This window comes from Luteibacter sp. SG786, from assembly GCF_011759605.1.
In the GTDB taxonomy this organism is placed as follows: domain Bacteria; phylum Pseudomonadota; class Gammaproteobacteria; order Xanthomonadales; family Rhodanobacteraceae; genus Luteibacter.
Genome location: NZ_JAAOYX010000001.1, coordinates 1,678,111 through 1,703,677 on the forward strand (window position 1 = coordinate 1,678,111; position 25,567 = coordinate 1,703,677).

The window sequence follows — 25,567 nt, forward strand, 5'->3', positions numbered from 1 at the left end:
TGGCACGCGAATTGCTCCATCCCCTCGCCAAGGTCACGAGGGGAGAGAGCCCATGATCGACAAACCCGATGCATTGTTCGGTGTGCACGCACAGGCCCTCGGCCTGTGGCAGCGGCGTGCCGAGGTGATCTCCTCCAATCTCGCCAATGCCGACACTCCCGGCTTCCTCGCGCGCGACCTCGATTTCCGCAAGGCGATGCAGGCGGCCACGGGCGCGACCGAAGCCGGTTCGCTGCCCATGACGGCGACGGAGCCGGGGCACATCGGCGGCAATCCGGCCGTCGCCCTGGCGCAGGCCGACAAGCTGGCCTATCGCGCGGAAACCCAGCCCACGATGGACGGCAACACCGTCGACACCCAGGTCGAGCAGGCCCAGTTCGCCGCGAACGCCATCCACTACCAGGCCTCGCTCGGCTTCATCAACGGCCAGATCCACACCATGCGGCTGGCCATCACCGGATCCTCCTCATGAGCCTGCTGAAGATCTTCGACGTCGCCGGTTCGGGCATGGCTGCGCAGTCCGCCCGCCTCAACACCACCGCGAGCAACATGGCCAACGCCGACAGCCTTGCCGGCAGCGAAGCCGCGGCCTATCGCGCGAAGCAGCCGCTCTTCTCGGCGGTGCAGCAGCAGATCAACGGCCAGTTGGAAAACGCAGGCGTGCGCACGCTCGGTGTCACCGAAAGCCAGGCGCCGATCCAGTCGCGCTACGAGCCGTCCAACCCGATCGCCGATGCCAACGGCTACGTGTATTCGAGCAACGTCAATCCGGTCGACGAGCTGGTCAACATGATCTCCGCGTCGCGCTCCTATCAGAACAACGTCGAGGTCATGAACAGCGCCAAGCAGCTCATGCAGAAGACGCTGGATCTCGGCAAATAAGGATTCCCATGGCAGTCGATTCCATCAACGGCAATTCCTCCGGGCAACAGTCGTCGTCCAGCCAGTTGCAGCAGCAGACGCTGAGCCAGTCGGACTTCCTGAAGCTCATGGTCACGCAGATGACCAACCAGGACCCGACCAAGCCCATGGATTCCACCCAGATGGTGGCGCAGATGGCGCAGTTCTCTCAGGTGGCCGCCACCCAGGAACTGCAGCAGTCGTTCGATTCGCTGGCCACGAACCTGTCCGGCGACCAGTTCGTGCGAGCCGCGTCGCTGGTGGGACAGGAAGTGCTGGTGCCTTCCTCCGCCGGCAAGCTGGCGGACGGCACGCTCAACGGCGCCGTGAACGTCGGTACCTCCGGCACCTACGTGAACGTGCAGGTGAAGGACCAGGCGGGCACCGTTGTCCGCACCATCTCCCTCGGCCAGCCCGACGCCGGCCTCGTGAAGTTCTCCTGGGACGGCAAGTCCGACGACGGCACGCAGTTGAACGACGGCGTTTACCAGATCTCCGCAACTTCCGGCGGAACCGCGATCGACACGTTCGTTCGTGGAAAGGTGGAAGGCGTGGGTGCCTCGGGCACCGACGGTACGTACCTGCAGGTGGCCGGCTACGGCGGCGCCCTGCTCAGTCAGATCGCGCAAATCCTGTAAGTCCAGCGAGGAAACCCATCATGCCATTCGAAATTGCCCTCAGCGGCATCAACGCGGCGTCTTCCGACCTGGAAGTCACCGCCAACAACATCGCCAACGTGAACACCGTGGGCTTCAAGGGCTCGCGCGCCGAGTTCTCGCAGGTCTACTCCGTGGCGGGCGAGAACCTTTCCGCCAATGCCGCCGGCAGCGGTGTGCGCCTGACCAACATCGCCCAGCAGTTCAGCGACGGCAACCTCACGCAGACCGGCAATTCGTACGACTTCGGTCTCAGCGGCGCGGGCTTCTTCACCATCCGCGACGGTGCCGGCTATTCGTATACCCGCGCCGGCAACTTCCACCCGGACGACCAGGGCAACATCGTCACGGCCACGGGTCAGTTCGTGCAGGCGTATCCGCCGTCGGCGGCGGGCGGTTTCGACATCAGCGCCCTTACCGATCTCAAGATCACCAACGGTTCCAGCCCGGCCAAGGCCAGCACCAAGGTGTCGCTCACCGCGAACCTTTCCGCCAACGCCAAGGCACCGACCGGCGGCGCGTTCGATCCCACGAACGACCAGACGTACAACTACCTGTCCACGTTCCAGTCGTACGACTCGCTGGGTGCCACCCACACCACGAACATCTACTACGTGAAGGACGCCACCAATCCGAACACGTGGAACGCGTACATGACCATGGACGGCACGCAGGTTGGCACGGCACAGCCCATCGCGTTCAGCTCCGGCGGTGCGATCGTCACGCCGGCCAACGGCCAGCTCACCTTCGGCGCGGTGTCGCCCAATCCCGGCGCCGCTCCGCTGAACGTGGCGGTCGATGTCACCAAGATCACCCAGTTCGGCGACAACTACGCCACCACCGCGGCACCGACCGACGGCTACGCGGCAGGCAAGTTCTCGAAGATCGACGTGGCGAAGGACGGCACCGTCTCGGCCATCTATTCCAATGGCGTGTCCACGCCGCTCGGCCAGCTGGCGATCGCCACTTTCGCGAACAACCAGGGCCTGCGCCAGCTCAACGACACCAACTGGGTGCCCTCGTCGGAATCGGGCCAACCCATCCGCGGCGTGGCCAACTCGGGCGACGTGGGCACGGTACAGGCGGGCCAGCTCGAAGCGTCCAACACGGCCGACCTCACCGCGCAGCTGGTCAACATGATCAAGGCGCAGCGCAACTACCAGGCGAACGCGCAGGTCATCTCGACCGACGACAAGCTGACCCAGACCATCATCAACATCCGCAACTAAGCGAGCCCCCCCATGGACCGCTCCGTATATGTCGCGATGACCGGCGCCTCGCAGATCATGAGGGCGCAGGCCGAAGTGGCCCACAACCTCGCCAACGCCAACACCATTGGCTTCAAGGCGGAACTGTCGGCGTTCCAGAGCCTGCCCGTGCAGGGCGATGGCCTGCAGACGCGCATCAACGGTGTGGCCCAGGGTACGGGGTGGGACACCACCGCCGGCAACCAGATGGAAACCGGCAACGATCTCGACGTGGCGGTGCAGGGCGACGGCTGGATAGCGGTACAGACGCCGGACGGCACGGAAGGCTATACGCGTGCCGGCAACCTGCGCATCGATGCCGACGGATTGTTGACGGACGCCAAGGGCAACGCCGTCCTGGGCGGTGGCGGTCCCATCACCATCCCGCAGGCATCCAGCGTGAAGATCGGCGCGGACGGCACGATTTCGGTCGTGCCGCTCGGCGAATCGCCGGCGACGGTGGCCACCACCGACCGGATCAAGCTGGTCAACCCAGGCAACGACCAGCTCACCTATGCCTCCGACGGCCTGATGCATATGCGCGACGGCAGCCAGGCGCCCGCCGACGCGGGTGTGAAGCTCGTCTCCGGCGCGGTGGAAAGCAGCAACGTCAACCCATCCGACGTGCTGGTGAAGATGATCTCGCTCTCACGCGAGTTCGAGATGCAGGTCCGTTCGATCAAGACGGCCGACGAGAACGCCCAGTCGGCATCGAAATTGCTACAGGTGGGATAACCACCGCCGCGCGACGCCATTCCGTCGCCGGCACGTAAAGCGCCCGCGCGCAGGAGTCAACGATGTTCACGTCCCTCTGGATCGCCAAGACCGGCCTCGATGCGCAGCAGACGCGCATGGATGTCGTGTCGAACAACCTCGCCAACACCAACACCACCGCCTTCAAGCGTTCGCGTGCCGAGTTCGAGGACCTGTCCTACCAGAACCGTGGCCAGGCCGGCGCGCAGACGACGGAGCAGACCCAGTCGCCCACCGGCTTCATGATCGGCACGGGCGTACGCGTGGTCGGCACGCAGAAGATGTTCGACGATGGCGGCGTGCAGCAGACGGGCAACCCGCTGGACGTGCGCATCGAGGGTCGCGGATTCCTCCAGGTGACCATGCCCGACGGCACCGTGGGCTACACGCGCGACGGCGCGCTGAAGCAGGACCAGGACGGCCAGATCGTCACCAACGATGGCTACCCCATCGAGCCGGCCATCACCATTCCGGCCAATGCGAAGACGATCACCATCGGCAAGGACGGCACGGTGAGTGTCACGACCGCGGCCAGCGCGGCCTCGCAGCAGATCGGCACCATCCAGCTCGCCGACTTCGTGAACCCAGCCGGCCTCGAGCCGCGCGGCGACAACATGTACCTGGAAACGGCGGCCAGTGGCGCGCCGCAGACGGGCACGGCCGGGCTCAACGGCCTAGGCACCCTCGAACAGAACTCCCTCGAAACGTCGAACGTCAACGTGGTCGAGGAAATGGTGAACATGATCGAGACGCAGCGCGCCTACGAGATGAACTCGAAGGCGATCTCGGCGGCCGACCAGATGCTGCAGTTCATCTCCAACAAGACCTGAGACACCCCATGAATCGTCCCTTCGCCCGCCTCCTTGTCGCCGCGCTGCCGCTTCTCGTCCTCGGCGGCTGCGCCATGGTGCCGCCCACCCCGAGGCCCATGTACGCGGCCACGCTTCCGGTGGAGCCCGCAGCGCAACCGCAGGCCACCGGTTCCATCTATGCCGACCAGCAGTCGATGGAGCTGTTCGCCGATCCGCGCGCACACCGCATCGGCGACATCCTCACCATCACCCTGGTCGAGGCCACGCAGGCCAGCAAGAAGGCGGCGACGAGCACCAGCAAGAAGAACGGCAACAACATCGCCTCGCCCACGCTGTTGGGGCAGGGCCTCCGCATCGGTGGCAAGGCGGCCGACAGCTCCCTTTCCAGCAACAATGCGTTCGACGGCGACGGTTCCTCCAGCCAGAGCAACCAGCTCACGGGCGAGATCACCGTCACGGTGGCGCAGCGCCTGTCCAACGGCGCGCTCGTTGTCCGCGGCGAGAAGTGGCTCACGATCAACCAGGGCGAGGAACTGGTGCGCATCTCCGGCATCGTCCGTCCCCAGGACATCGGCAACGACAACATCGTGCCGTCCAGCCGCGTCGCCGACGCGCGCATCGAGTATGTGGGCAAGGGCACCCTGGCCGACTCGAACACGCGTGGCTGGCTGTCGCGCTTCTTCGACTCCAAGTGGATGCCGTTCTGATGAACGCCTTTCGCTCCTTCCGCCGCATGCTCCAGGTTTCCTTCGCCGTGTTGGCGCTCGGGGCCGTCGTACCCGCGCATGCCGATCGCGTCCGCGACCTCGTGCAGGTGGGCGGCGTGCGCAGCAACCAGCTGATCGGCTATGGCCTCGTCGTCGGTCTCGATGGCAGCGGCGATCAGACGAGCCAGACGCCATTCACCACGCAAAGCCTGGAGAACATGCTCCAGCAGTTCGGCGTGAATGTGCCGCCTAACGTGCGCCCGCAGCTCAAGAACGCGGCGGCCGTCACCATCACCGCCGAACTGCCGCCGTTCGCCAAGCCCGGCCAGCGTATCGACGTAACGGTGTCCTCGATTGGCAATGCCAAGAGCATTCGCGGCGGCGAACTGCTGATGTCGCCGCTGAAGGGCGCCGACGGACAGGTCTACGCCATCGCCCAGGGCAGCGTGGTGGTGGGTGGCGTGAGCGCGCAGGGCAAGAGCGGTTCCAGCGTGCAGGTGAACATCTCGGCCAGCGGCCGCATTCCCGGCGGCGCCAGCATCGAGCGCAGCGTGGCCTCGTCCTTCGACAAGGGCGGCGACATCATGCTGAATCTCAACACCGCCGACTTCACCACCGCCGCGCGCATTGCGCAGGCGGTGAACCAGTCGTTCGGCGCGGGTACGGCGAATGCCGTCGATTCCGCCTCGGTGGCGGTCCGTGCGCCGATCGATCCGTCGCAGCGGGTCTCCTGGCTGTCGACCATCCAGGCGCTCGAGGTCACTCCTGGCGACGCGCCGGCAAGGATCATCGTGAACTCGCGCACCGGCACCGTCGTGATCGGCTCCGACGTCAAGGTCGGCGCCGCGGCGGTGGCCCACGGCGCCATCCAGGTCACCATCAGCGAGCAGCCGCAGGTCAGCCAGCCGGCACCGTTCAGCCGTGGCCAGACCGCCGTCGTTCCCAGCAGCCAGGTGGCCGTGAGCGAAGAGGGCGGCCATATGTTCAAGTTCGGCCCGGGTACCAGCCTCGACGCCATCGTGCGCGCGGTGAACCAGGTCGGCGCGTCGCCCAGCGACCTTATCTCCATCCTCCAGGCGCTGAAGGAATCCGGCGCGCTGCACGCCGAACTGGTGGTGATCTGACATGGCCGCGCCCGTCGACACACAGAGGCTTGGCACCTACACGGACATGTCCGCGTTCGCGGGCCTGCGCTCGGCGGCCCAGAAGGACTCCAAGGCCGCCCTCCCTGTTGTCGCGAAGCAGTTCGAATCCATCTTCACGCAGATGATGCTGAAATCCATGCGCGATGCGAGCTCCGCGCTGGGCGACGACATCATGGGTTCGCAAGCGGGCAACGCGTACCGCGACATGTTCGATCACCAGCTGTCGCTGACCTTGTCGCAGGGCCGTGGCATCGGCATCGCGGACATGCTCATTCGCCAGTTGGGCGGCAGCGCCGCCTCGCCGACCGCCGCTTCCACCGATCCTTTCGCAGGCGTCACGGGCGATGCGAGCACGGTGGCTTCCGTGTCGTCGCCTTCGGACCAGCAGAGCGGCCTCATGGACTCGCTGGAGCGCATGATCGGCAACGCCGGGCGCGCGGTGGGCGAGGGTGCCGATGCCGTCGCCGGCGCGGTGGGCAAGCTGTCGGTGTCCAGCCCCGAGGAATTCGTGCAGAAGCTTGCGCCGCATGCCATCGAGGCGGCGAAGAAGCTCGGTGTGTCGGTGCGTGCATTGCTTGCGCAGGCGGCACTGGAAACCGGCTGGGGCAAGCATATGCCGGCACAGGGCCACACCAGCAGTTTCAACATGTTCGGCATCAAGGCCGGAAGCAGCTGGGACGGCAAGCGCGTGAATGTGCCGACGCTCGAATACGAAGATGGCGTGGCTGTGCGCCGCAAGGACAGCTTTCGCGCCTACGACTCGCCGTCCGACTCGTTCAAGGATTATGCCGACATGGTATCCAGCAGCCCCCGCTACGCGAGCGCCGTGGGCCGCGGCGACGATGTCGCCGGCTTCGCGCATGCCCTGGTGAAGGGTGGTTACGCCACCGACCCCAGCTACGCGCGCAAGCTCACCGACATCGCAAACGGCCCGATCATGAAGCAGGCGCTCGCGGCGCTGAAGCAGATCGCGGCGGAACTGTGATCCGCATGCCGACCACGGATTAGAAAGGGAATACGACGATGGCCGATCTGCTCTCCACCGGTGTTTCCGGGCTGCTTGCCTCGCAGGTAGGCCTGTCCACGGTGGGCCACAACATCAGCAACGTGAACACTGCCGGCTACACCCGGCAGATCACGAACTTCAATGCGCGCACGCCGCAGTTCAACGGCGGCTATTACATCGGGCAGGGCGCCGATGCGGTCAGCGTCCAGCGCGCCTACAGCCAGTTCCTCACCCAGTCCGTGTGGTCGGCCAACTCCGGCCAGAGCCGCGCGCTGCAATACGCGGGCCTCACCGCCGCGGCGAACAACGCGGTGAGCGGTTCGGCCAACCTGCAGACGGCGCTCGACGGCTTCTTCGGCGCGGTGAGCGACGTGGCCAATGCGCCGGTGGACACCGCAAGCCGCCAGGCACTGCTCGGCAAGGCCAGTTCGCTCGTCTCCACGTTCCGCTCGCTGTCGTCGCAGTTCCAGCAGATCGACCAGCAGACGAACCAGGAAATCAGCAACTCGGTCGACAGCATCAACAGCCTGGCCAAGAGCATCGCCGATCTCAACGGCCAGATCGCGCGCGCCTCCATCGGTGGCGCCGCACCGAACGACCTGCTCGACGCGCGCGACCAGGCCATCTCGCAGCTGTCGCAGATCGTCGGCGTGAACGTGAGCCAGGGCAGCGACAACATGGTCACGGTGTCCGTCGGCAACGGCCTGCCGCTGGTGAACGGCACGGATTCGACGAAGATCGCCACAGCCAACAATCCGTACGACAGCTCGCGGCTGGAGATCGTCGGTCCGACCGGATCGATCATCAGCAGTCAGCTTGGTTCCGGTTCCCTCGGCGCCACGTTCGATTTTCGCACCAACGTACTCGATCCCGCCCGGAACCAGCTTGGCCGTTCCGCCATCGCGCTGACGGATGCCTTCAACAAGCAGCATGCGCAGGGTATCGACCTCAACGGCGCCGCCGGTGGCGAGTTCTTCAATATCGCCGACCCCGCGGTCTTCGACAACACGGGCAACAAGGGCAACGCCCAGGTCGCGGCGAAGATCACCGATGTCGGCAAGTTGGGCGCGTCCGACTACGTCATGCGTTTCGACGGCACGAATTGGTCGGTCACGACCACGGCAGGTGTCGCCGTGCCTTCGACGGGAACCGGCACGGCTGCCGACCCCATCCTCATCGACGGCCTCGCCATTACCGTGCCTTCGGGCGTGCCCCAGGCGGGCGACAGCTTCCAGATCCAGCCCACGCGCAACGCCGCATCGACCATGAGCGTGGCCATCAGCGACACGAACAAGATCGCGGCTTCCGGCCCGCTGGCCGCCAGCAAGGGCGCCATGAACACCGGCAAGGCCACCCTGGGCAATCTCACCGTTACCGATCCCACCGATCCGGCGTTCAATACGCCGGTGAACATCGTCTTCAGCTCGCCTACCACGTATTCGATCAACGGCGGGGCGCCGCAGACCTATGCCGCCGGCGACACCATCACCGGCAACGGCTGGACGCTCAAGCTTTCCGGCGTGCCTGCCGCTAACGATACTTTCAGCGTGAAGCCGGCCGGATCGGCCAGCGGTGACAACGGAAACGCGCTCGCCCTGGCGGATGTCGCCAATAAGGGCGTGCTCGACAATGGCGTCACCACCGTGGGCAAGTCCTACAGCCAGCTGATCGCACAGGTGGGCACGGCGGGCGCGCAAGCGAACACGGCGCTCGACGCACAGCAGAGCATCCTCGACCAGGCCACGTCGGCGCAGCAGAGTCTCTCGGGAGTGAACATGGACGAGGAAGCCGCCAACCTCCTGCGTTTCCAGCAGTCTTACGCGGCCGCCGCGCAGGTCATCAACGCGGCGAACACCATCTTCGATTCCCTCCTGAGCGCGGTACGGGGCTGATCATGCGTATTTCCACTTCCTGGGGGCAGCAGCAGGCCGTCAACACGATGCTGGACCGGCAGTATTCGCTGTCGCAGACCCAGCTTGCGCTCGGCAACGGCAAGGCCATCCAGACGCCGGCGGACAACCCCGCCGCGGCCGCCCGCGCCGTGGATACCAGTTCGGCTGCCGCCCAGAACGACCAGTACACGCGTAACATCCAGTCCGCCACCACGCGCCTTTCCGTCGAAGAACAGGCACTGAATTCGGCGGGCGACATCCTCGACCGCATCCGCTCGCTCACGCTGGAAGGCATGAATGGCACGCAGACGGACGAATCCCGTCAGTCGATCGCCACGGAACTGCGGCAGACGCTCAAGCAGCTGGTGGCCCTGGGCAATACGCGCGACGGACAGGGCGAGTACATCTTCGCGGGCAGCCGCACGACCACGCAGCCTTTCACCATCGATGGCCTCACGGTGAATTACGGGGGCGACCAGAGCCAGCGCATGGTCGCCGCCGCGGCCGGTCTCCAGGTGGCCACCGGCGACAGCGGCTCCGATGTCTTCATGGCCATCCGCGGCGGCAACGGCACGTTCATTACCAGTGCGGGCGCCACCAACACCGGCACGGCCGTGGTCGGGTCCACCTCGGTCACCGACGCCTCGGCGTGGGACGGTGGCAACTACACCATCACCTTCACCACGGCCACGGATTACGAGATTCGCGACAATGCGGCGCTTCCGACGGATCCGCCGCTTGCCACGGGTACCTACACCGGGCAGACAGGCACGATCAACTTCAAGGGTGCGCAGCTCAACATCACGGGGACTCCCGCCGCCGGCGACACGTTCGCCGTGGGTCCCTCCTCGTCGCAGGACGTCTTCTCCACCGTTGCGGGCATCATCAATGCCTTCGAGGCACCGGGTGGCGGCGCTCCGATGAACAACCAGATCAACGCGCAACTGCAGAACCTCGATCAGGCGTCCACCAGCTTCCTCAATACGCGCACGAAGATCGGCGCGCGCATGAACACGCTCGACCAGCAGTCGCAGATCGGCGACGACGTGAAGCTGCAGTACCAGACCACGCTGTCCAACCTGCAAGATCTCGACTACGCCAGCGCAACGAGCCAGTTCGTGCAGCAGCAGACGGCGCTCACTGCGGCGCAACAGGCGTACGTGAAAATGCAGAACCTCACGTTGTTCAATTACCTCAAGTAACACGCAGAGGAAACGGCGGAGGAAATTGTGGGAGCCGCTTCATCGGCGATTGGATGCGAGCGAGAGATCCACTTCAAGGCGGCCGAGAGGCCGCCTTTTTCTTGCGATTCGGGAAAGGTGGATGCGCTGTCGGATTCGGCCCTCGCGTCTCGATGAGGCACCTCATGAAATTCACCCTAAATCCTCTCCGGGAGCGGCCGATAACTTCCGCGACAGAGCCATGAGGCGGCATGCCTTCGGCCCTGATCAAGAAAGTGGTTGACAGGTAGAAAAAGTCCTCAAGTTTCTCCCCGGCGTGCCGTAAACCTCTCCGAGGCGGAAGGCTTCCCTAACGGAACCCCGCCGGACAACGCCGCATAACTTCCGGCAATTCGGTTCCGCTTACAAAGGATCAAAATCCCATGGCTCTGACCATCAACACCAACATCATGTCGCTGAATGCTCAGCGTAACCTGAGCACCTCGCAGACGAAGCTGTCGTCGGCGATCGAGCGTCTGTCTTCGGGTAACCGCATCAACAGCGCGAAGGACGACGCCGCCGGCCTCGCCATTTCGACCCGCTTCACCACGCAGATCAACGGCCTGACCCAGGCTGTCCGCAACGCCAACGACGGTATCTCGCTGTCGCAGACCACCGAGTCGGCGCTGGACGAAGTCACGAACAACCTGCAGCGCATCCGCGAACTGGCCGTGCAGTCGACCAACGCGTCGAACTCCGCCAGCGACCGCGCCGCTCTGGACGCCGAAGTGCAGCAGCGTCTGTCGGAAGTCACCCGTATCGCCACGCAGACCAACTTCAACGGCATGAAGGTGCTCGACGGTTCCGCCAAGGAACTCAGCTTCCAGGTCGGCGCGAACGTCGGTGAAGTCATCACCGTCGGCCTCGACAAGGGTGTGAAGGCGAACCAGGTCGGCCAGCTGGCTTCGGGGTCCATCGGCGGGTTCGTCGCGGCCGCCAATACCGCGGGCACCACAACGGCATCGGCCCTGCCGGCCAGCTTCGATTTCACCACGACGAACTTCAACCTCACGGTGAACGGCAAGGCCATCACGCTCAACACGGACACCACCGATGCCGCCGGCTTTGCAGCCGCCCTGAACACTGCACTCGGCACGGCGGGTGCGGGAGCTACCGCCGCCATCGATGCCAATGGCAAACTCGTCTTGACTGACGCCACGACGGGCAAGGATTCCGTCGCCCCGGTCGTCGGCGGCACCGGCGCGGGCTCCCTGGGCACCCTGACCAGCGTCAACGGCGTGGACGCGGGTTCTCCGGCTGCGCTCACGGTCGGTGATGTGACCCTCCAGGTTGGCAGCAACGCCGCCTTCAGCATCAAGGGCACGTTCAACACGGCGCAGGACCTCGCCGATGCCATCAACGCCAAGTCGGGCGACGGCATCAACGCCTACGTCGGCTCCGACGGTTCGGTGAAGTTTGCCTCGGCCTCCACCATCACGGTGGGCGGTACCGCCGCCGACGTCACGGCCGCCGGCCTGACGGCGGGTGCGATCAACGTCTCCACCACGAGCACGCTGGCCGACTCCAGCATCAAGACGGTCGACGGTGCCAACGACACGATCAACCGCGTCGATGCCGCCCTGCAGTCGATCTCCGACCTCCGTTCGGACCTCGGCGCCGTGCAGAACCGCTTCGAGTCCACGATCTCCAACCTGCAGAACATTTCGCAGAACCTGACGGCCTCGCGTTCGGCCATCACGGATGCGGATTTCGCCCAGGAAACGGCCAACATGTCCTCGGCCCAGATCCTGCAGCAGGCCGGCGTCTCGGTGCTCGCCCAGGCGAACCAGAGCCAGCAGATCGTCCAGAAGCTGCTCCAGTAACAAGGTAAGACCGGCGGGCCCGGGGCTTCCCGGGCCTTGGCAGGGTAATTGCTTAGTTGTCACGGCTGGCGTTCGCAAGGGCGCCAGCCGTCGACAAATTGGCGCCCGGGGCAGTGAGGCGTCTTCAAGGAGAGCTTCATGGCCACGAATCCCGTCAACCTCGGCAGCAGTTCCATCGACGTCGCGTCGATCGTCAAGAATCTTGTCGCGAACAAGCGCAGCGCGCCGGACGCGAAGATAGCTGCCGACAAGCAGACCAATTCCACCCAGATTTCCGCGGTCGGCAATTTCACCTCGTCCCTGACGAGTCTGCAGAGCGCGATCAAGACCCTCACTGACGGCACGGCGTTCACGACCACAAAGGTCTCCGTGGGCGATTCGTCGGTCTTTACCGCCGCCGCCGACAGCACCGCACAGCCCAACGTCTACAACATCGTCGTCAATCAACTGGCGACCTCGCAAAAGACGACCTCGGGCGCGTTTACAGACAGCAAAGCCGCGGTCGGAACCGGCAACCTCACCATCTCCATCGGCGACAAGTCGATGAGCCTGGACATCGCCGACGGCGCGAACTCGCTGGAAAACATCCGCGACATCATCAACAAGTCCAAGGACAACCCCGGCGTCACCGCCAGCATCGTCACCGGCAACGACGGCGCGCACCTCGTGCTCACCTCTTCGGTCACCGGCAAGGATAACGCCTTCAAGGTCGTCGCCAGTGGCGGCGATGGCAATCTTTCCCAGCTGAACTTCGATCCGGCGACGGATCAACCCACGGTCGCGGCAAAGGATGCGGAGTTCACGATCGACGGCCTCGCAGCCAGCAGTCCGACCAATGTCGTGACGAAGGCGATCGATGGCGTGACGCTCACGCTGTCCAAAGTCAGCGCGAAAGACAACGGAACGCCCCCGGCCGGCATTCCCACGGCCGTTACCATCACCAACGACACCACCGCCGTTTCCGGCGCACTCAGTTCGCTGGTCACGGCCTATAACTCGTTCATCTCGACCTACCAGCAGCTGACCAAGTACGACGCCACCAACCAGCAAGTAGGTGCGCTGATCGGCGATGCCACGGTCAACTCGATCAAGAGCCAGGTGTCGACCCTCATCGGATCGCAGTTCACCGGCAATACCAGCGGTCCTACCTCCCTCAGTGACCTGGGCGTGGCCTTTCAGGTTGACGGCACGCTGAAGCTGGATACCACCAAGCTCAACAAGGCTCTGGCGGACAATCCGAAGGAAACCCAGAACCTACTCAGCGGCGACAACGGCATCGCGCCGAAGCTGGACAAGCTGATCACCGGCTGGACGTCCACCACGGGCATCCTCACCCAGCGCACGAACAACCTGAACCAGAAGACGAAGGACCTGCAGGACCAGGCGGACGACCTCGACAAGCAGATGCAGGACTACACCGACCGCCTCACCAAGCAGTACACGGCGCTCGACGCGATGATGACCAAGCTTGCCGGCACCAGCAGCTATCTCCAGCAACAGTTCGACGCGCTCACGGCCAGCAAGTAACGGCAGCTCCAGGAAAAGATACCCATGGCACTCGGATATTCCCAAGGCGCAGGCGCCTACCAGCAGGTCCGCACGCAGGGCGGCGTCGAAACCGCCGATCCCCACGGCCTCATCACCATGTTGATGGACGGTGCGCTGGAGCGGATGCGCTTCGCGCGCGGCTGCATCGCCACCGGTAACGTGGCGGGGAAGGGCGAAGCCATCTCCAAGGCCATCGAGATCGTCGGGGCCCTGCAGGCGGCGCTGAATCCCGAGGTCGGCACGTCGCTGGTTGCGCGTCTCGAGAGCCTGTACGACTACATGAACCGCCGCCTCCTTCACGCGAACCTGCACAGCGACAGCGAGGCGCTGGACGAGGTGGCCCGGTTGCTCGGCCAGATCCGCGACAGCTGGGTCGCCATTCCGGTCGAGGCGCGACAGGTCGCCGGAGCCGGCGCATGACCGACACCTGGTGCGATCTCGACCGGGTGCTCGATCTGACCGAGTCGATGCATGCCGCTGCCAGTGAGGGCCGCTGGGACGACCTGACCGCGCTGGAGGCCGAGCGCGAACCCGTGCTCCGCCGCGGTACGATGCGGCCGGTTCCGGAAACGCTGGAATCGCTGAAGTCCATCATGCTGCTCGACGGACTCATCAAGGACCTGGTGTCGGTGGCGCGGGACGAAGCCGCCGTGGCGTGGGACGCGTCCCGCCGGGTGCGCCGTGCGGTGGCCGCGTATAGTTCGTTCTGAGCGACAACCTTCTGCTTTGGGGGCAGGGCGCATGGGTGACGAAGGCTGGCAGGCATTTTCCGAGCGCGTTACCTGGGACGCGGCCTTCCACGCCACGTGCGAGGCAGCGCCCCGGCCCGACGCGGCCGCTCTCGGGCTCGTCAACGACCGCAATGCGAGCGTCCTGGTCGCCGTATCGGCGCTGATGGACCGCCGGGCCGAGAACAATGAGGACGACGGCCAGCTCTCCCAGGAGGTGGCGCGTCTCGACGCCAAGCTCAACGTACTCATGGAGATCGTCAACCGGCTGCTCCTGCCGCAGTCGGCCCTGCCGCCGCGGGTCCCCATGCGCTTCAACGCGGTCGGCGCGGTGCTGCCCTGGGCCGGCCTGCCGCCCGTGGGCCAGCCGGTCATGCTGCGGCTTCACTTCGACGCCTGTCGGGCACTGCCGCTCGAATTGCCCGGTGTCCGCCTTGCCGGGCCCAGCGACGGCCGTGGATTCATTGGCTTCGAGGGGCTGTCCGAAGCCGTTCGTGACGGCATCGAGCGCCTCGTCTTCCGCCAGCACCGACGCCAGGTGGCCGAGGCCCGCGCCCAGGCGCGCCCCTCCGATGGCGGCTTGGAAGGCATGTGACCTTTTACGTCACGTGACGTAAGAACGTCGCGTGGCGTCCCGCGTCACATTCGTGACGTGAGTCGTCACGAACGGGCGGATCCCACACCCTGCCGGACGGCAGCGACCCTCGCGGGTCTCTTGTCGTACATATGCGAACGCCGCGCCACCACGTCAATTTCCGTTGGCGTGCGTCGGAATTCCGGCGTTGGCACGCTCCTTGATTGATACCTTGCAACGAAGCCGACGGGATTCCAGCACGGAGCCCGCCTGACTCCTTCGATCCAACGCATAAGCGAGGTATCTCCCGGTGAAGTCTTCCCTGTTTCTCGTCGTCGAATCCGATGCCGCACGCGCCGAGAGCGTCGTCTCCGCCCTGGCTTTCCTGGGCTACCGTCCGGTGCTCGCCAACCGTATGCAGGCGGGTGAGGCGAACGAAGGCTGGCGCGGCGTGTACGTCGGTACTGCCGAAGACGAGAACGAGCTGGAAGGCTACCTTGCCGCCGTGGGCCGCCAGGGGCGGAACCTGCCGATGCTGGTTGCCGCTGACTCCCCGCTGGCTACCGCGCTGATCGCCGACGACGCCCGTAGCGGCAGCGTCGAGCTGATCGACATGCCGCTGCGCTACGAGCGCCTTTCCGAAGCCCTTCGTGCCTTGCAGTCGCGCATGGAGCCGGTGCAGGCCAGCCGCCGCTTCGTGGGCCAGTCCGGCCCCATGCAGCGCGTGAACGCGCTGATCCGCCAGGTGGCGCCGTTCGACTCCAGCGTGTTGGTGCTCGGCGAATCCGGCAGTGGCAAGGAACTCGTGGCCCGGACCATTCACGATTGCTCCCCGCGCCGCGACAAACCGTTCGTGGCGATCAATTGCGGTGCCATTCCCGCCGAACTGCTCGAAAGCGAACTGTTCGGCCATGAGAAAGGTGCGTTCACCGGCGCCATCAGCACCCGTAAGGGCCGCTTCGAGATGGCCGAGGGCGGCACGCTCTTCCTCGACGAAATCGGCGACATGAGCCTGCCCATGCAGGTGAAGCTGCTTCGCGTGCTGCAGGAGCGCGTGTTCGAGCGCGTGGGCGGGAATCGCCCGCAGCGCTGCGACGTGCGCATTATCGCCGCGACCCATCGCGACCTCGAGGGTGCCATCGAGCGCGGCAGCTTCCGCGAAGACCTGTTCTACCGTCTCAGCGTGTTCCCGCTGGAGATGCCCCCGCTGCGCCAGCGCCTGGAAGACATGCCGGCGCTCATCGCCGAGTTCAACCAGCGTCTCGTGCAGCGCGGCCTTTCCCCGGTCCGCTTCTCGCCCAGCGCGATGGGCGCGCTGTGCCGCCATGGCTGGCCCGGCAACGTCCGCGAGCTGTCCAACCTGGTCGAGCGCATGGCCATCCTCATGCCGCACGGCGAAGTGCGCGCTGCCGACCTGCCCGAGAAGTACCGCGGGGCGTTGCCGGTGGAAGAAGTTTCCGGCGCCGCGCTCATCGCCATGATGGAAGCCGAGCCGGAAGTCACCGAATCGTTCGGCTACGCCGCCGACGGCGATCCCTCCGTGTTGCCGCAGGGCGGTCTGGACCTCAAGGACCATCTGGCCGGCATCGAAATCGGCCTGATCCGCCAGGCGCTGAATTCGGCGAACGGCGTGGTCGCCCACGCTGCCAAGCTGCTTCGCGTCCAGCGCACCACGCTGGTGGAAAAGCTCCGCAAGTACGGCTTGTCCGAGACGGCGCAGGCCGGCTGACAGCGGTCGTTCGTTGGCACAGGACGTGCATCGGGTGTCGCAAACCCGATAACGCGTTGGAAAACCGTCATGACCACGATCGACGTCAACAGCCTCCTGCTCCAGATGCGCCGCATCAGCGCGCAGACCGAGATGCCCACGCTGCGTGGCGTGGGCGAGGCGGCTCCGGCGGCAAAGGGCGCCTTCGGCGACCTGCTGAAGCAGTCCATCGAGGGCGTGGCGCAGACCCAGGACAAGGCGGCGAAGATGTCGGCCGCGTTCGAACGGGGCGATCCGGGCATCGATCTCGCCCAGGTGATGATCCAGGGACAGAAGGCCGATCTCTCGTTCCGCGCCATGACCGAGGTGCGCAACAAGATGGTCGATGCCTACAAAGAAATCATGAACATGTCGATCTGATCGACGTGCGCGCAATGACAGGATTCGAGTTCAACCATGGCAGATAACGGCGTCGCCACCACGGAAAGCAACGCGGCTTCGCGCATGCACTCGCTGAAGTCGCTCGCGCAGACGCCCGCGGCACGGCAGTTGTTCATGCTGGCGGGTATCGCCGCGGCCGTCGCCATCGGTATCGCCGTGGTGATGTGGTCGCGCGCACCGAACTACGGGCTGCTTTATGGTGGCCTGGAACAGAAAGACGCCGCCGCCGTCACCCAGGCGCTGCAGGCCGCCAACACCCCTTACACCTTGAGCGCCGACGGCAGTTCGATCTTCGTGCCGGCGGCCGATGTGGCAGGCGTTCGTCTGAAGCTCGCCGGCCAGGGGTTGCCGCAGGGCAGCGCCGCCAGTGCCATCCCGCAGGCGGACTCCCCGTTCGGCATGAGCGACATGGCCGAACGCAGCCGCTACCAGTCGATGCTGGAAAGCGACCTTTCCAACACCATCGCCGGATTGCAGTCCGTGCGCGCGGCACGCGTGCACCTCGCGCTGCCCAAGCCTTCCGCATTCATTCGCGACAACAAGCCGGCCAGCGCTTCGGTGGTGGTCACCTTGTATCCGGGGCGCCAGCTCGACCAGGGCCAGGTGGCGGCCATCGTCCATCTCATCGCGGCCAGCGTGCCGGGTCTGGACACGCGCCAGGTGTCGGTCATCGATCAGGGCGGCAATCTGCTCACGGTGAGCGATCCCGATAGCGCACAGGCCATCGGCGACAGCCGCCTGCGCCTGTCCAACCGCATCGAGGCCACTTACACGCAGCGTGTGGAAGACCTGCTCACGCCGCTGGTCGGCGCAGGCAAGGTGAGGGCACAGGTTTTCGCGGATCTGGATTTCTCACAGACCGAGAAAGCCAGCGAAACCTTCAATCACGACAACCCGGCCCTGCGCAGCGAGCAGACCAGCAGCGACACGCGCACGGACCCCGCCACCAACGGCGGCGTGCCGGGCGCGCTCAGCAATCAGCCGCCCAACACGGGTGCGAACGCCACGGCGGCCAACCCGGGCGCCGGCAGCAAGCCGGGCACGCAGGCGAGCACGCAGACCGCGCAGCAGACGCCGACGCAACAGAGCCAGAGCGCCACCCGCAACTACGAGCTCGACCGCACGGTCAGCCACGTCACGGATCCCGCCGGCAAGGTGGCCCGTCTGTCCGTGGCGGTGGTGGTCGACAACAAGCAGGTTCCCGACAAGGACGGCAAGCTGAAGAGTGTGCCGTTCACGCCGGAAGAACTGACCCGCCTCACCGAACTCACCAAGAATGCCGTGGGCTTCAGCGCCCAGCGTGGCGACAGCGTCAGTGTCATCAACGAGCCGTTCCGCGGGAACATCGTCGACGACGTGCCGCAGACCATGCCATTCTGGGAACGTCCGGGCATGCTCGACCTGATCAAGCAGGGCCTTGGCGTGATGGTCGCCCTGATCGTTGGCTTCTTCGTGCTGCGCCCGATCCTGAAGGGCCTGCTGAAGCCGGCTCCGCTGGCAATGAACAATGTGGCGCTTGCCGGACCGATGCCTACCGTCTCGGTCATGGTGGACGACGATGACATGACACCTGACCGTGTCTCCACCTCACAGGCCCAGCTCGGTTCCCCCGCGCTTTTGGCCTATGAACAGAAGGTGGGCCTTGCCAAGCGCATGGCCGCCGAAAACCCGAAGCAGGTGGCGCAGGTCGTGAAGAGCTGGGTATCCGAAGATGGCAGCTGAGCCGAAAGAAAACCTAACGGGCGCCCAGAAAGCGGCGATCCTTCTCCTCACCCTCGGTGAGGAGGACGCGGCTTCCATCCTGAAGCACCTCGGCGCACGCGACGTGCAGGCCGTGGGTACGGCGATGGCCGCGTTGAAGAACGTCAGCAAGGAGCAGGTGGACCAGGTGCTCACCAAGCTCCAGGAAGACGTGGGCCAGCACACATCCATCGGCGTCGGCACCGAGGAATACATCCGCCGCATCCTCGTCAACGCGTTGGGCGAGAACAAGGCCGGTGGCCTCATCGACCGTATCCTCCTCGGCCGCAGCAGCAAGGGCCTGGAATCGTTGAAGTGGATGGAGAGCCGCGCCATCGCCGAGATGATCGGGCAGGAACATCCGCAGATCATCGCGCTCGTCATGGCGCACCTGGAGGCCGATCAGGCCGCCGAGGTCATCGGCTATCTCCCGGCCCGCACGCGTAGCGACGTGGTGATGCGCATCGCCACGCTGGACGGCGTGCAGCCGCACGCGCTGAACGAACTCGACGAAATCATGGAGCGCCAGTTCTCGGGCAATTCCACCAAGCTGAAGTCCGCTACCGTGGGCGGCCTCAAGGCCGCGGCCGACATCCTCAACGCGATGGAGACGGCGCGCGAGGCCGAACTCATGGCGTCCATCCGCGGCATCGACTCCGGCCTGGGCGAGCGCATCGAGGAACTCATGTTCGTCTTCGACGACCTGGCCGACCTCGACGACCGCAGCATGCAGACGCTGCTGCGCGAAGTGCCGTCGGCACGCCTCATCACGGCCCTGAAGGGCGCGGAAAGCGCCATTCGCGAGAAGATCTTCGCGAACATGTCCAAGCGTGCCGCCGACATGCTGCGCGACGACCTCGAGGTCAAGGGCCCGGTTCGTCTTTCCGAGGTCGACGCGGCGCAGAAAGAAGTGCTCGCCACCGCGCGTCGTCTTGCCGACGCCGGCCAGATCAACCTCGCCGGCGGTGGGGAAGAGTTCGTCTGATGAGCCTCACGTCCATCCTCGCGCGGGAACGCATTTCGCAGTTCGAACGCTGGGAACCTCCCGTTGTGGGGGCGCCGGAATCGCGCGATGTGGCCGACGTGCCGGACGACGGTCCGCAACGGCCCACCGTGGCCGAAATCGAGGCCATCGAACGGCAGGCGCGGGAAGAAGGATTCAACGCCGGCCTCACCGAAGGCCGCGCGATGGCGAAGCGCGAGCTGGCCGCACAGGTCGCCCGCCTCGAAGCACTGTTTGCCGCGGTGGAGCGGCCGTTCGCCGATCTGGACAACGATGTCGTCGGCGACCTCGCCCTCCTCGCGACCACCATCGCCGAGCGCGTGCTGGGCTACGAACTGGCCACGCGGCCGGACAAGATAATCGACGTGGTGCGCCAGGCCGTGGATGCCCTGCCGGCGGCTACGCGTCACCTGAAAATCCATCTCCATCCGGCCGACGCCGCGATCGTGCGCGAACATCGGTCGTCGCTCGACCACGAAGGCACGGTGGTCGACGACGCCACCCTCGAACGCGGTGACGTCCGCCTGGAAAGCGAGCATTCGCGGCTCGATGCACGCGTGCGCACTCGCCTCGCCGCGGTGATCGACAGCGTGTTGCAGGGGCGGGACACCTCCGCCGATTCCGAGGCCGAAGCGTCGTGAGCGCCGAGCACCACGTTGCGACGCGCAACGCGCACTGGCGCGAGGCTCTGGCCGCGCAGCGGGCGAACGCTGCGCAGGTTCGGCCGCTGCAGGCCGAAGGAAAACTACGTCGCGTCGTGGGTCTCACCCTCGAAGCGGTCGGCTGCGAGGCACCCGTGGGCGCGCGCTGCATGGTCGCCGGCGCCGACGGTCGCCAGCTCGAAACGGAGGTGGTCGGTTTTTCCGACGGCCGCCTGTTGCTGATGCCCACCGGCGAGATGCATGGCGTGCTGCCCAACGCGCGCGTCACGCCGGTCGCCGCCGTGTCGGGCATCCCGGTGGGCGATGCGCTGCTCGGCCGTGTCATCGGTTCCGACGGCGTACCTCTCGACGGGCAGGGCCCGCTGCTGGCGCGCGAACGTGTTCCGCTGCGGCGCGACCCCATCAACCCCATGCTCCGCCGCCCGATCGACACGCCACTGGACACCGGCGTGCGGGCGATCAACGCGTTGCTCACGGTCGGCCGCGGCCAGCGCATCGGCCTGTTCGCCGGCTCGGGCGTCGGCAAGTCCACGCTCATGGGCATGATGACGCGCTTCACCAACGCCGACGTGGTGGTGGTGGGGCTGATCGGCGAGCGCGGTCGCGAGGTGAAGGAATTCGTCGACCACACGCTGGGCGAGGAAGGACGGCGCAGGGCCGTGGTGATTGCCGCACCTGCCGACGCGCCGCCTCTCTCCCGGTTGCGTGGCGCGCAGGTGGCCACTGCGGTCGCCGAACATTTCCGCGATCAGGGTAAACGCGTGCTCCTGCTCATGGACTCGTTGACGCGCTATGCCCAGGCACAGCGCGAGATCGCGCTCGCCATCGGCGAGCCGCCCGCAACCAAGGGTTATCCGCCGTCCGTCTTCGCGATGCTGCCGGCGCTGGTCGAGCGCGCGGGCAACGACGCGGAAGGGCGCGGTTCCATCACGGCGTTCTACACCGTACTGACCGAAGGCGACGACTACCGTCACGACCCGATTGCCGATTCGGCCCGCGCGATCCTCGACGGCCACATCGTCCTGTCGCGCGACATGGCGGAAGCCGGTCATTACCCGGCCATCGACATCGAGGCATCCATCAGCCGCGTCATGCCCGCCGTTGTAAGCAAGGACCACATGCGCTCGGCGCAGCGGTTCCGGCAGGTCTATTCCGCCTACCGCCAGCAGCGCGATCTGATTGCCGTGGGTGCGTACCAGAAGGGCAGCGATCCGCGCACGGACGAGGCCATCGCCCTTTATCCGCGCCTGTCGGCGTTCCTGCAGCAGGAAACCGATGTGCCGGTGAACCTCGAAGAGGCCGAGGCCGGCCTCGCCGACGTCTCGCAGGCCGACTGATGCCTTCCCGCGCCGATCGCCTGCAGCCCGTCGTGGACCTCGCGGCCGAGAAGGCCGAGGACGCGACGCGCGCGCTCGCCACGCAGCAGCGTGCACTCGCCGACGCGGAACACCAGCTGGGCGAACTGCGCCGTTATCGCAACGAGTACGCCGAGATGCCCAACGGTATCGGCGTGAGCGCATTGCTCAATCGGCAGCAGTTCCTGCAGAAGATCGACATGGCCATCGTGCAGCAGCTGAACGAAGTGCAGCGACGCGAGCGCGCACTGGATCGCGCGCGCCAGGAGTGGACGGAAGCGCGAGGTCGCGCCAAGGCGCTTGACTCCGTGACCTCGAAATACCGGGAGCAGGAACGCAAGACGCAGGACCGCCGGGAGCAGGAGCAGGCGGACGAACGTTCGCAGCACCGTCGTTCGCCACGTGGCGAACATTGACGTGTCCGGGCGGCGCCACATTCAAGACAATGATTCGAATCGGGTAATCCGCATGAACAACGCAACCCTCGTGCTCAATGTCGCTCGTCCTTCCGCACCAGCGACGCCGCCCGCGGCGGCGCACGCGGTAGACGACGCAACGCCGTCGAAGCGCTTCGACGCTGCGCTGGACGCGGCGCATGCCGATGCACGCGCGCCGCGCAAACCGGAGCAGGAAGCCACGAAGGAAAACGCGCCTCCGGCAAAGACGCCCGATGCGAAGGCCACCGTCGACCACGACGACAAGCCGGCAAAGAAAGACGACGCACCATCCGATGGCACCTCCATCGCCACCGCCATGCTGTCGCTGATCGGCGTGCCGCCCACCGTGGCGGGGGGCGCGGCACAGGCGCTCGGTGTGGCGAAAGGCGCCGGCGACGCCGGAAAGGATGCGGCCGTCGGCGCAGCGGGCAACGCCCTGTCGCTGGCGGGCATGGTGCCGGGCACGACCGGCGAGATCGACACCGGGGCCTCCCTCAAGGAGACCGCCGGCGCTTCGCTCGGGATGGGCGCCGACACCTTGTCCGCCGGTTCCACACCTGTGCCCGCCGTCACGACGTCGTCCTTTACCGCGCTGCTCGCCACCCAGATGGATGGCAAGGCCCCTAAAGACGATGGCGTGAGCGTCGACGCCGCCCAGGGTGGCCCCATGCCGTTCGCTCATGCGCAGGGGCTTGGCCAGGGCGCGGCACCCGTGATGCAGTTCCAGGCCACGCAGCCCGCCACGTCGCCCCAGTTCGCGCAGGAGTTCGGCGAACAGATCGCCTGGATGGGCTCCGGGCAGGTGAAGGAGGCGCGTATCAAGCTGCATCCGGAAGAACTCGGCAGCATGGACGTACGCGTCAGCCTGGACGGCGGCAAGGTCAACGTGGCCGTCATTGCGCAACATCCGGCGGCCGTGCATGCCGTGCAGCAGACACTTTCGCAACTCGACAGCATGCTGGCGCACCACGGCCTCTCGCTCGGCCAGGCGGATGTCGGCCAGCGCCAGGCGGAGCAGGGCACGGGCGGCGGCAATGGCAGCGCGCCGGGGCAGTCCGGCGACGCCGGTACGACCGGCGCGGAGACAGTGACGACCTCGCGCGTGTCCCGTGGTCTCGTGGACGAAGTTGCGTGATACCGAACTTTTTCATGGGAACCGCTCTTGTGGGAGCCGCTTCAGCGGCGATCCCGCGGCAGCGGGCAACTTTGCTGCAAGACGTCCATCGCCGCTGAAGCGGCTCCCACGAGGGCACGCCAAAGTTCTGGCGTTAAATCTGGCACGACGATTGCACGTCACTCGCAAGACCATCGCATCAACGCATTCGCAAGAGGTTTACCCGCATGGCCGCAGCACCCAACGACGCCGCCGAAGGCGCCGAAGTCACTCCCCCGAAGAAGAAAAAAGGCAAGTTCCTGCTGATCGGCGCGCTGGTCGTGCTCGTCGCGGGCGGCGCCGGCGGCTGGGTGCTGATGAAGGGTGGCGCGGGCGGTCACGCCAGCGCGTCCGAAGCGGCCAAGGCGAAACCTGCGATCTATCTCCAGCTCGATCCGGCCTTCGTCGTCAATTTCCAGGATGCCGAGGCGCTCCGGTTCCTCCAGATCGGCGTCAATGTCATGTCGCACGATCCGGAAGCCATCGCCGCCGCCAAGGAGGCCGACCCCGAAATCCGCAACGCGTTGCTGATGCTGTTCTCTGCGCAGGACGTCAAGAGCTTGTCGGACGTAAGGGGCAAGCAGAAACTTCAGGCAGCGGCTCTGGCGGAGATCCAGCGTGTGCTGAAGGAAAAGATCGGCCGTCCCGGTGTCGATGCCGTCTATTTCACCAGCTTCATCATGCAGTAACGGACGCGCAGCCATGACCGATATCCTTACCCAGGAAGAAATCGACGCCCTCCTAGCGGGCGTGGAAGGTGGCGCGGTCGAAACCGAAGTCGAGCTTCCTCCGCCCGGCGGCATCCTGGATTACGACTTCACCCAGCAGGACCGTATCGTCCGTGGTCGTCTGCCGACGCTGGAGATGGTCAACGACCGTTTTGCCCGCTACTTCCGCGCCAACCTGTTCAATGTGCTGCGGAAATCGTGCGAGGTGTCCGTCCTTGGCGTGAAGATGACCAAATTCAACGAGTACGTGCACTCGCTGGCGGTCCCGAGCAACCTCAACCTCATTCGCATCAAGCCGCTGCGTGGCACCGCGCTGATGGTGTTCGAGCCGCGCCTGGTTTTCACCGTCATCGACAACTTTTTCGGTGGCGACGGTCGCTACCATGCCCGCATCGAGGGCCGCGACTTCACGCCCACCGAGAACCGCGTCATCCAGATCGTGCTGCAGGAAGCCTTTGGCGCCATGGCCGAAGCCTGGGCGCCGGTGCTGCGGATGCAGTTCGAATTCCTGAATTCCGAGATCAATCCGCAGTTCGCGAACATCGTCAGCCCGACGGAGACGGTGGTGGTATCCCGCTTCCATATCGAGCTGGACGGCGGTGGCGGCGAAGTGCACCTCACCCTGCCGTATTCGATGGTGGAGCCGATCCGCGAGCTGCTCGATGCCGGTGTGCAGAGCGACCGCGCGGAGCGCGACGAGCGCTGGATCCAGAACCTGCACGAGGAAATCCTCGACGCGGAGGTGGAGATCACCTCGATGCTGGCGGAGGCCCGGCTCACCATCGGCGACTTCCTGCACCTGCGCAAGGGCGACGTCATCCCCATCAGTCTGCCGGAGACGGCCACCGTCTTCGCCGAAGACGTGCCGATCTTCCGTGGCCGCATGGCCAACTCGAACGGCAACAAGGCGATCCAGTTCGAATCGCTGCTGCGCAGGACCGCGCCGCGCGCTACACCGGTGCCGATCCAACACTTGGAAGAGCCGGCCTGAGGGCCGTCTTCCCGCCGCGGCGCGGCGGCAGGGTCGCTGCAACCTTGCCCGCTGCCGCGGGATCGCCGGCATAGCCGGCTCCCACACGCCTGCCGCGGGCAGGACCTCTCTGGGGTTCCTGCCCGTAATCGCGGCGCACTCCACGAGTACATGAATCGCTTCGTGTGGGAGCCGCATCAGCGGCGATCCGCGGTCAGGCGGCATGCCCGAGGACCGTCAATGCCCCGTCACGGTGACTAACTGCCGTCGAGCGTCAGGTTTCCGTCTGACCTCCCGCGTCACTTCCCGTCCCCCTTCCTGCCTCCTTTTCCAAGTGGTTGATGCGGCGTGAATTTGCC

Annotated in this window: 26 protein-coding genes; all 26 read left to right on the plus strand. The window is 65.7% G+C overall.

What is annotated here, in order from left to right; genetic code table 11:
• Window positions 1-52: 52 nt before the first annotated feature.
• The 26 genes from flgB to fliM all read left to right on the plus strand — a co-directional run bounded on the left by flgB (window position 53) and on the right by fliM (window position 25,229).
• Window positions 53-472: a flagellar basal body rod protein FlgB gene (gene flgB, locus FHS47_RS07640; protein ID WP_167025221.1), complete on the plus strand. Its 420-nt coding sequence runs from the start codon at window positions 53-55 to the stop codon at window positions 470-472.
• A complete protein-coding gene (flgC, locus tag FHS47_RS07645; protein ID WP_167025224.1) occupies window positions 469-882 on the plus strand; it encodes a flagellar basal body rod protein FlgC in 414 nt (137 codons plus the stop codon). The genes flgB and flgC overlap by 4 nt, the downstream gene beginning before the upstream one ends.
• 8 nt (window positions 883-890) lie before the next feature.
• Window positions 891-1,538, plus strand: coding sequence for a flagellar hook capping FlgD N-terminal domain-containing protein (locus FHS47_RS07650; RefSeq protein WP_167025227.1), 648 nt, complete (start codon window positions 891-893; stop codon window positions 1,536-1,538).
• 20 nt (window positions 1,539-1,558) lie between these two features.
• Window positions 1,559-2,785: a flagellar hook protein FlgE gene (gene flgE, locus FHS47_RS07655; RefSeq protein ID WP_167025230.1), complete on the plus strand. Its 1,227-nt coding sequence runs from the start codon at window positions 1,559-1,561 to the stop codon at window positions 2,783-2,785.
• Between the two features lie 12 nt (window positions 2,786-2,797).
• The gene (gene flgF / locus FHS47_RS07660) at window positions 2,798-3,538 is read left to right on the plus strand and encodes a flagellar basal-body rod protein FlgF (protein WP_167025232.1); all 741 of its coding nucleotides are present in this window, start codon (window positions 2,798-2,800) and stop codon (window positions 3,536-3,538) included.
• Window positions 3,539-3,600: 62 nt separating this feature from the next.
• Entirely contained in the window at window positions 3,601-4,386 is a 786-nt protein-coding gene (flgG, locus tag FHS47_RS07665) for a flagellar basal-body rod protein FlgG (protein WP_167025235.1), read from the plus strand.
• 8 nt (window positions 4,387-4,394) lie between these two features.
• Entirely contained in the window at window positions 4,395-5,075 is a 681-nt protein-coding gene (gene flgH, locus FHS47_RS07670; RefSeq protein ID WP_167025238.1) for a flagellar basal body L-ring protein FlgH, read from the plus strand.
• A 26-nt stretch (window positions 5,076-5,101) separates the two neighbouring features.
• Window positions 5,102-6,199: a flagellar basal body P-ring protein FlgI gene (locus FHS47_RS07675; protein WP_167027777.1), complete on the plus strand. Its 1,098-nt coding sequence runs from the start codon at window positions 5,102-5,104 to the stop codon at window positions 6,197-6,199.
• Between the two features lies 1 nt (window position 6,200).
• Entirely contained in the window at window positions 6,201-7,205 is a 1,005-nt protein-coding gene (flgJ, locus tag FHS47_RS07680) for a flagellar assembly peptidoglycan hydrolase FlgJ (RefSeq protein ID WP_167025241.1), read from the plus strand.
• A 38-nt stretch (window positions 7,206-7,243) separates the two neighbouring features.
• Window positions 7,244-9,118: a flagellar hook-associated protein FlgK gene (flgK, locus tag FHS47_RS07685; protein WP_167025244.1), complete on the plus strand. Its 1,875-nt coding sequence runs from the start codon at window positions 7,244-7,246 to the stop codon at window positions 9,116-9,118.
• Window positions 9,119-9,120: 2 nt separating this feature from the next.
• On the plus strand, window positions 9,121-10,320 hold the full coding sequence (gene flgL, locus FHS47_RS07690) for a flagellar hook-associated protein FlgL (RefSeq protein ID WP_167025246.1): 1,200 nt from the start codon (window positions 9,121-9,123) through the stop codon (window positions 10,318-10,320).
• Between the two features lie 401 nt (window positions 10,321-10,721).
• Window positions 10,722-12,161, plus strand: a complete 1,440-nt coding sequence (locus FHS47_RS19895) for a flagellin (protein ID WP_167025249.1) — start codon at window positions 10,722-10,724, stop codon at window positions 12,159-12,161.
• Between the two features lie 138 nt (window positions 12,162-12,299).
• Window positions 12,300-13,688, plus strand: a complete 1,389-nt coding sequence (gene fliD, locus FHS47_RS07700) for a flagellar filament capping protein FliD (RefSeq protein WP_167025252.1) — start codon at window positions 12,300-12,302, stop codon at window positions 13,686-13,688.
• Window positions 13,689-13,712: 24 nt separating this feature from the next.
• Window positions 13,713-14,129 (plus strand): flagellar export chaperone FliS, encoded by a 417-nt coding sequence (gene fliS, locus FHS47_RS07705; RefSeq protein ID WP_167025255.1) that lies wholly within the window; start codon window positions 13,713-13,715, stop codon window positions 14,127-14,129.
• Complete coding sequence (locus tag FHS47_RS07710; RefSeq protein WP_167025258.1) at window positions 14,126-14,419, plus strand: flagellar protein FliT; 294 nt, start codon at window positions 14,126-14,128, stop codon at window positions 14,417-14,419. The genes fliS and FHS47_RS07710 overlap by 4 nt, the downstream gene beginning before the upstream one ends.
• 31 nt (window positions 14,420-14,450) lie before the next feature.
• The gene (locus FHS47_RS07715; RefSeq protein ID WP_167025260.1) at window positions 14,451-15,032 is read left to right on the plus strand and encodes a PilZ domain-containing protein; all 582 of its coding nucleotides are present in this window, start codon (window positions 14,451-14,453) and stop codon (window positions 15,030-15,032) included.
• Window positions 15,033-15,321: 289 nt separating this feature from the next.
• On the plus strand, window positions 15,322-16,740 hold the full coding sequence (locus FHS47_RS07720) for a sigma-54 dependent transcriptional regulator (RefSeq protein WP_167025263.1): 1,419 nt from the start codon (window positions 15,322-15,324) through the stop codon (window positions 16,738-16,740).
• A 69-nt stretch (window positions 16,741-16,809) separates the two neighbouring features.
• Window positions 16,810-17,139 (plus strand): flagellar hook-basal body complex protein FliE, encoded by a 330-nt coding sequence (fliE, locus tag FHS47_RS07725; RefSeq protein WP_167025266.1) that lies wholly within the window; start codon window positions 16,810-16,812, stop codon window positions 17,137-17,139.
• 36 nt (window positions 17,140-17,175) lie between these two features.
• On the plus strand, window positions 17,176-18,882 hold the full coding sequence (fliF, locus tag FHS47_RS07730) for a flagellar basal-body MS-ring/collar protein FliF (protein WP_167025268.1): 1,707 nt from the start codon (window positions 17,176-17,178) through the stop codon (window positions 18,880-18,882).
• The gene (gene fliG / locus FHS47_RS07735) at window positions 18,872-19,885 is read left to right on the plus strand and encodes a flagellar motor switch protein FliG (RefSeq protein ID WP_167025271.1); all 1,014 of its coding nucleotides are present in this window, start codon (window positions 18,872-18,874) and stop codon (window positions 19,883-19,885) included. The genes fliF and fliG overlap by 11 nt, the downstream gene beginning before the upstream one ends.
• Window positions 19,885-20,544: a flagellar assembly protein FliH gene (locus FHS47_RS07740; protein WP_167025273.1), complete on the plus strand. Its 660-nt coding sequence runs from the start codon at window positions 19,885-19,887 to the stop codon at window positions 20,542-20,544. Before fliG ends, FHS47_RS07740 begins: the two co-directional genes overlap by 1 nt.
• Window positions 20,541-21,902, plus strand: coding sequence for a flagellar protein export ATPase FliI (gene fliI / locus FHS47_RS07745; protein WP_167025276.1), 1,362 nt, complete (start codon window positions 20,541-20,543; stop codon window positions 21,900-21,902). The genes FHS47_RS07740 and fliI overlap by 4 nt, the downstream gene beginning before the upstream one ends.
• Window positions 21,902-22,336: a flagellar export protein FliJ gene (gene fliJ / locus FHS47_RS07750; RefSeq protein ID WP_167025279.1), complete on the plus strand. Its 435-nt coding sequence runs from the start codon at window positions 21,902-21,904 to the stop codon at window positions 22,334-22,336. The genes fliI and fliJ overlap by 1 nt, the downstream gene beginning before the upstream one ends.
• A 52-nt stretch (window positions 22,337-22,388) precedes the next feature.
• The gene (locus FHS47_RS07755) at window positions 22,389-23,492 is read left to right on the plus strand and encodes a flagellar hook-length control protein FliK (protein WP_167025282.1); all 1,104 of its coding nucleotides are present in this window, start codon (window positions 22,389-22,391) and stop codon (window positions 23,490-23,492) included.
• 206 nt (window positions 23,493-23,698) lie between these two features.
• On the plus strand, window positions 23,699-24,199 hold the full coding sequence (locus FHS47_RS07760; RefSeq protein ID WP_167025285.1) for a flagellar basal body-associated FliL family protein: 501 nt from the start codon (window positions 23,699-23,701) through the stop codon (window positions 24,197-24,199).
• A gap of 13 nt (window positions 24,200-24,212) precedes the next feature.
• Window positions 24,213-25,229 (plus strand): flagellar motor switch protein FliM, encoded by a 1,017-nt coding sequence (gene fliM, locus FHS47_RS07765; protein ID WP_167025288.1) that lies wholly within the window; start codon window positions 24,213-24,215, stop codon window positions 25,227-25,229.
• The last annotated feature ends 338 nt before the right edge of the window (window positions 25,230-25,567 follow it).

Excerpts from the sequence above, each read along its gene's own strand:
- flgH (WP_167025238.1), top strand. The coding sequence starts at position 4,395 with ATGAATCGTCCCTTCGCCCGCCTCCTTGTCGCCGCGCTGCCGCTTCTC.
- flgE (WP_167025230.1), top strand. The coding sequence starts at position 1,559 with ATGCCATTCGAAATTGCCCTCAGCGGCATCAACGCGGCGTCTTCCGAC.
- flgF (WP_167025232.1), top strand. The coding sequence starts at position 2,798 with ATGGACCGCTCCGTATATGTCGCGATGACCGGCGCCTCGCAGATCATG.
- flgB (WP_167025221.1), top strand. The coding sequence starts at position 53 with ATGATCGACAAACCCGATGCATTGTTCGGTGTGCACGCACAGGCCCTC.
- fliS (WP_167025255.1), top strand. The coding sequence starts at position 13,713 with ATGGCACTCGGATATTCCCAAGGCGCAGGCGCCTACCAGCAGGTCCGC.
- FHS47_RS07755 (WP_167025282.1), top strand. The coding sequence starts at position 22,389 with ATGAACAACGCAACCCTCGTGCTCAATGTCGCTCGTCCTTCCGCACCA.
- fliF (WP_167025268.1), top strand. The coding sequence starts at position 17,176 with ATGGCAGATAACGGCGTCGCCACCACGGAAAGCAACGCGGCTTCGCGC.
- FHS47_RS19895 (WP_167025249.1), top strand. The coding sequence starts at position 10,722 with ATGGCTCTGACCATCAACACCAACATCATGTCGCTGAATGCTCAGCGT.
- FHS47_RS07650 (WP_167025227.1), top strand. The coding sequence starts at position 891 with ATGGCAGTCGATTCCATCAACGGCAATTCCTCCGGGCAACAGTCGTCG.
- flgC (WP_167025224.1), top strand. The coding sequence starts at position 469 with ATGAGCCTGCTGAAGATCTTCGACGTCGCCGGTTCGGGCATGGCTGCG.
- FHS47_RS07740 (WP_167025273.1), top strand. The coding sequence starts at position 19,885 with ATGAGCCTCACGTCCATCCTCGCGCGGGAACGCATTTCGCAGTTCGAA.
- FHS47_RS07715 (WP_167025260.1), top strand. The coding sequence starts at position 14,451 with ATGGGTGACGAAGGCTGGCAGGCATTTTCCGAGCGCGTTACCTGGGAC.
- fliD (WP_167025252.1), top strand. The coding sequence starts at position 12,300 with ATGGCCACGAATCCCGTCAACCTCGGCAGCAGTTCCATCGACGTCGCG.
- fliE (WP_167025266.1), top strand. The coding sequence starts at position 16,810 with ATGACCACGATCGACGTCAACAGCCTCCTGCTCCAGATGCGCCGCATC.
- flgL (WP_167025246.1), top strand. The coding sequence starts at position 9,121 with ATGCGTATTTCCACTTCCTGGGGGCAGCAGCAGGCCGTCAACACGATG.
- flgG (WP_167025235.1), top strand. The coding sequence starts at position 3,601 with ATGTTCACGTCCCTCTGGATCGCCAAGACCGGCCTCGATGCGCAGCAG.
- FHS47_RS07675 (WP_167027777.1), top strand. The coding sequence starts at position 5,102 with ATGCTCCAGGTTTCCTTCGCCGTGTTGGCGCTCGGGGCCGTCGTACCC.
- flgJ (WP_167025241.1), top strand. The coding sequence starts at position 6,201 with ATGGCCGCGCCCGTCGACACACAGAGGCTTGGCACCTACACGGACATG.
- flgK (WP_167025244.1), top strand. The coding sequence starts at position 7,244 with ATGGCCGATCTGCTCTCCACCGGTGTTTCCGGGCTGCTTGCCTCGCAG.
- FHS47_RS07710 (WP_167025258.1), top strand. The coding sequence starts at position 14,126 with ATGACCGACACCTGGTGCGATCTCGACCGGGTGCTCGATCTGACCGAG.
- FHS47_RS07760 (WP_167025285.1), top strand. The coding sequence starts at position 23,699 with ATGGCCGCAGCACCCAACGACGCCGCCGAAGGCGCCGAAGTCACTCCC.
- fliJ (WP_167025279.1), top strand. The coding sequence starts at position 21,902 with ATGCCTTCCCGCGCCGATCGCCTGCAGCCCGTCGTGGACCTCGCGGCC.
- fliM (WP_167025288.1), top strand. The coding sequence starts at position 24,213 with ATGACCGATATCCTTACCCAGGAAGAAATCGACGCCCTCCTAGCGGGC.
- fliG (WP_167025271.1), top strand. The coding sequence starts at position 18,872 with ATGGCAGCTGAGCCGAAAGAAAACCTAACGGGCGCCCAGAAAGCGGCG.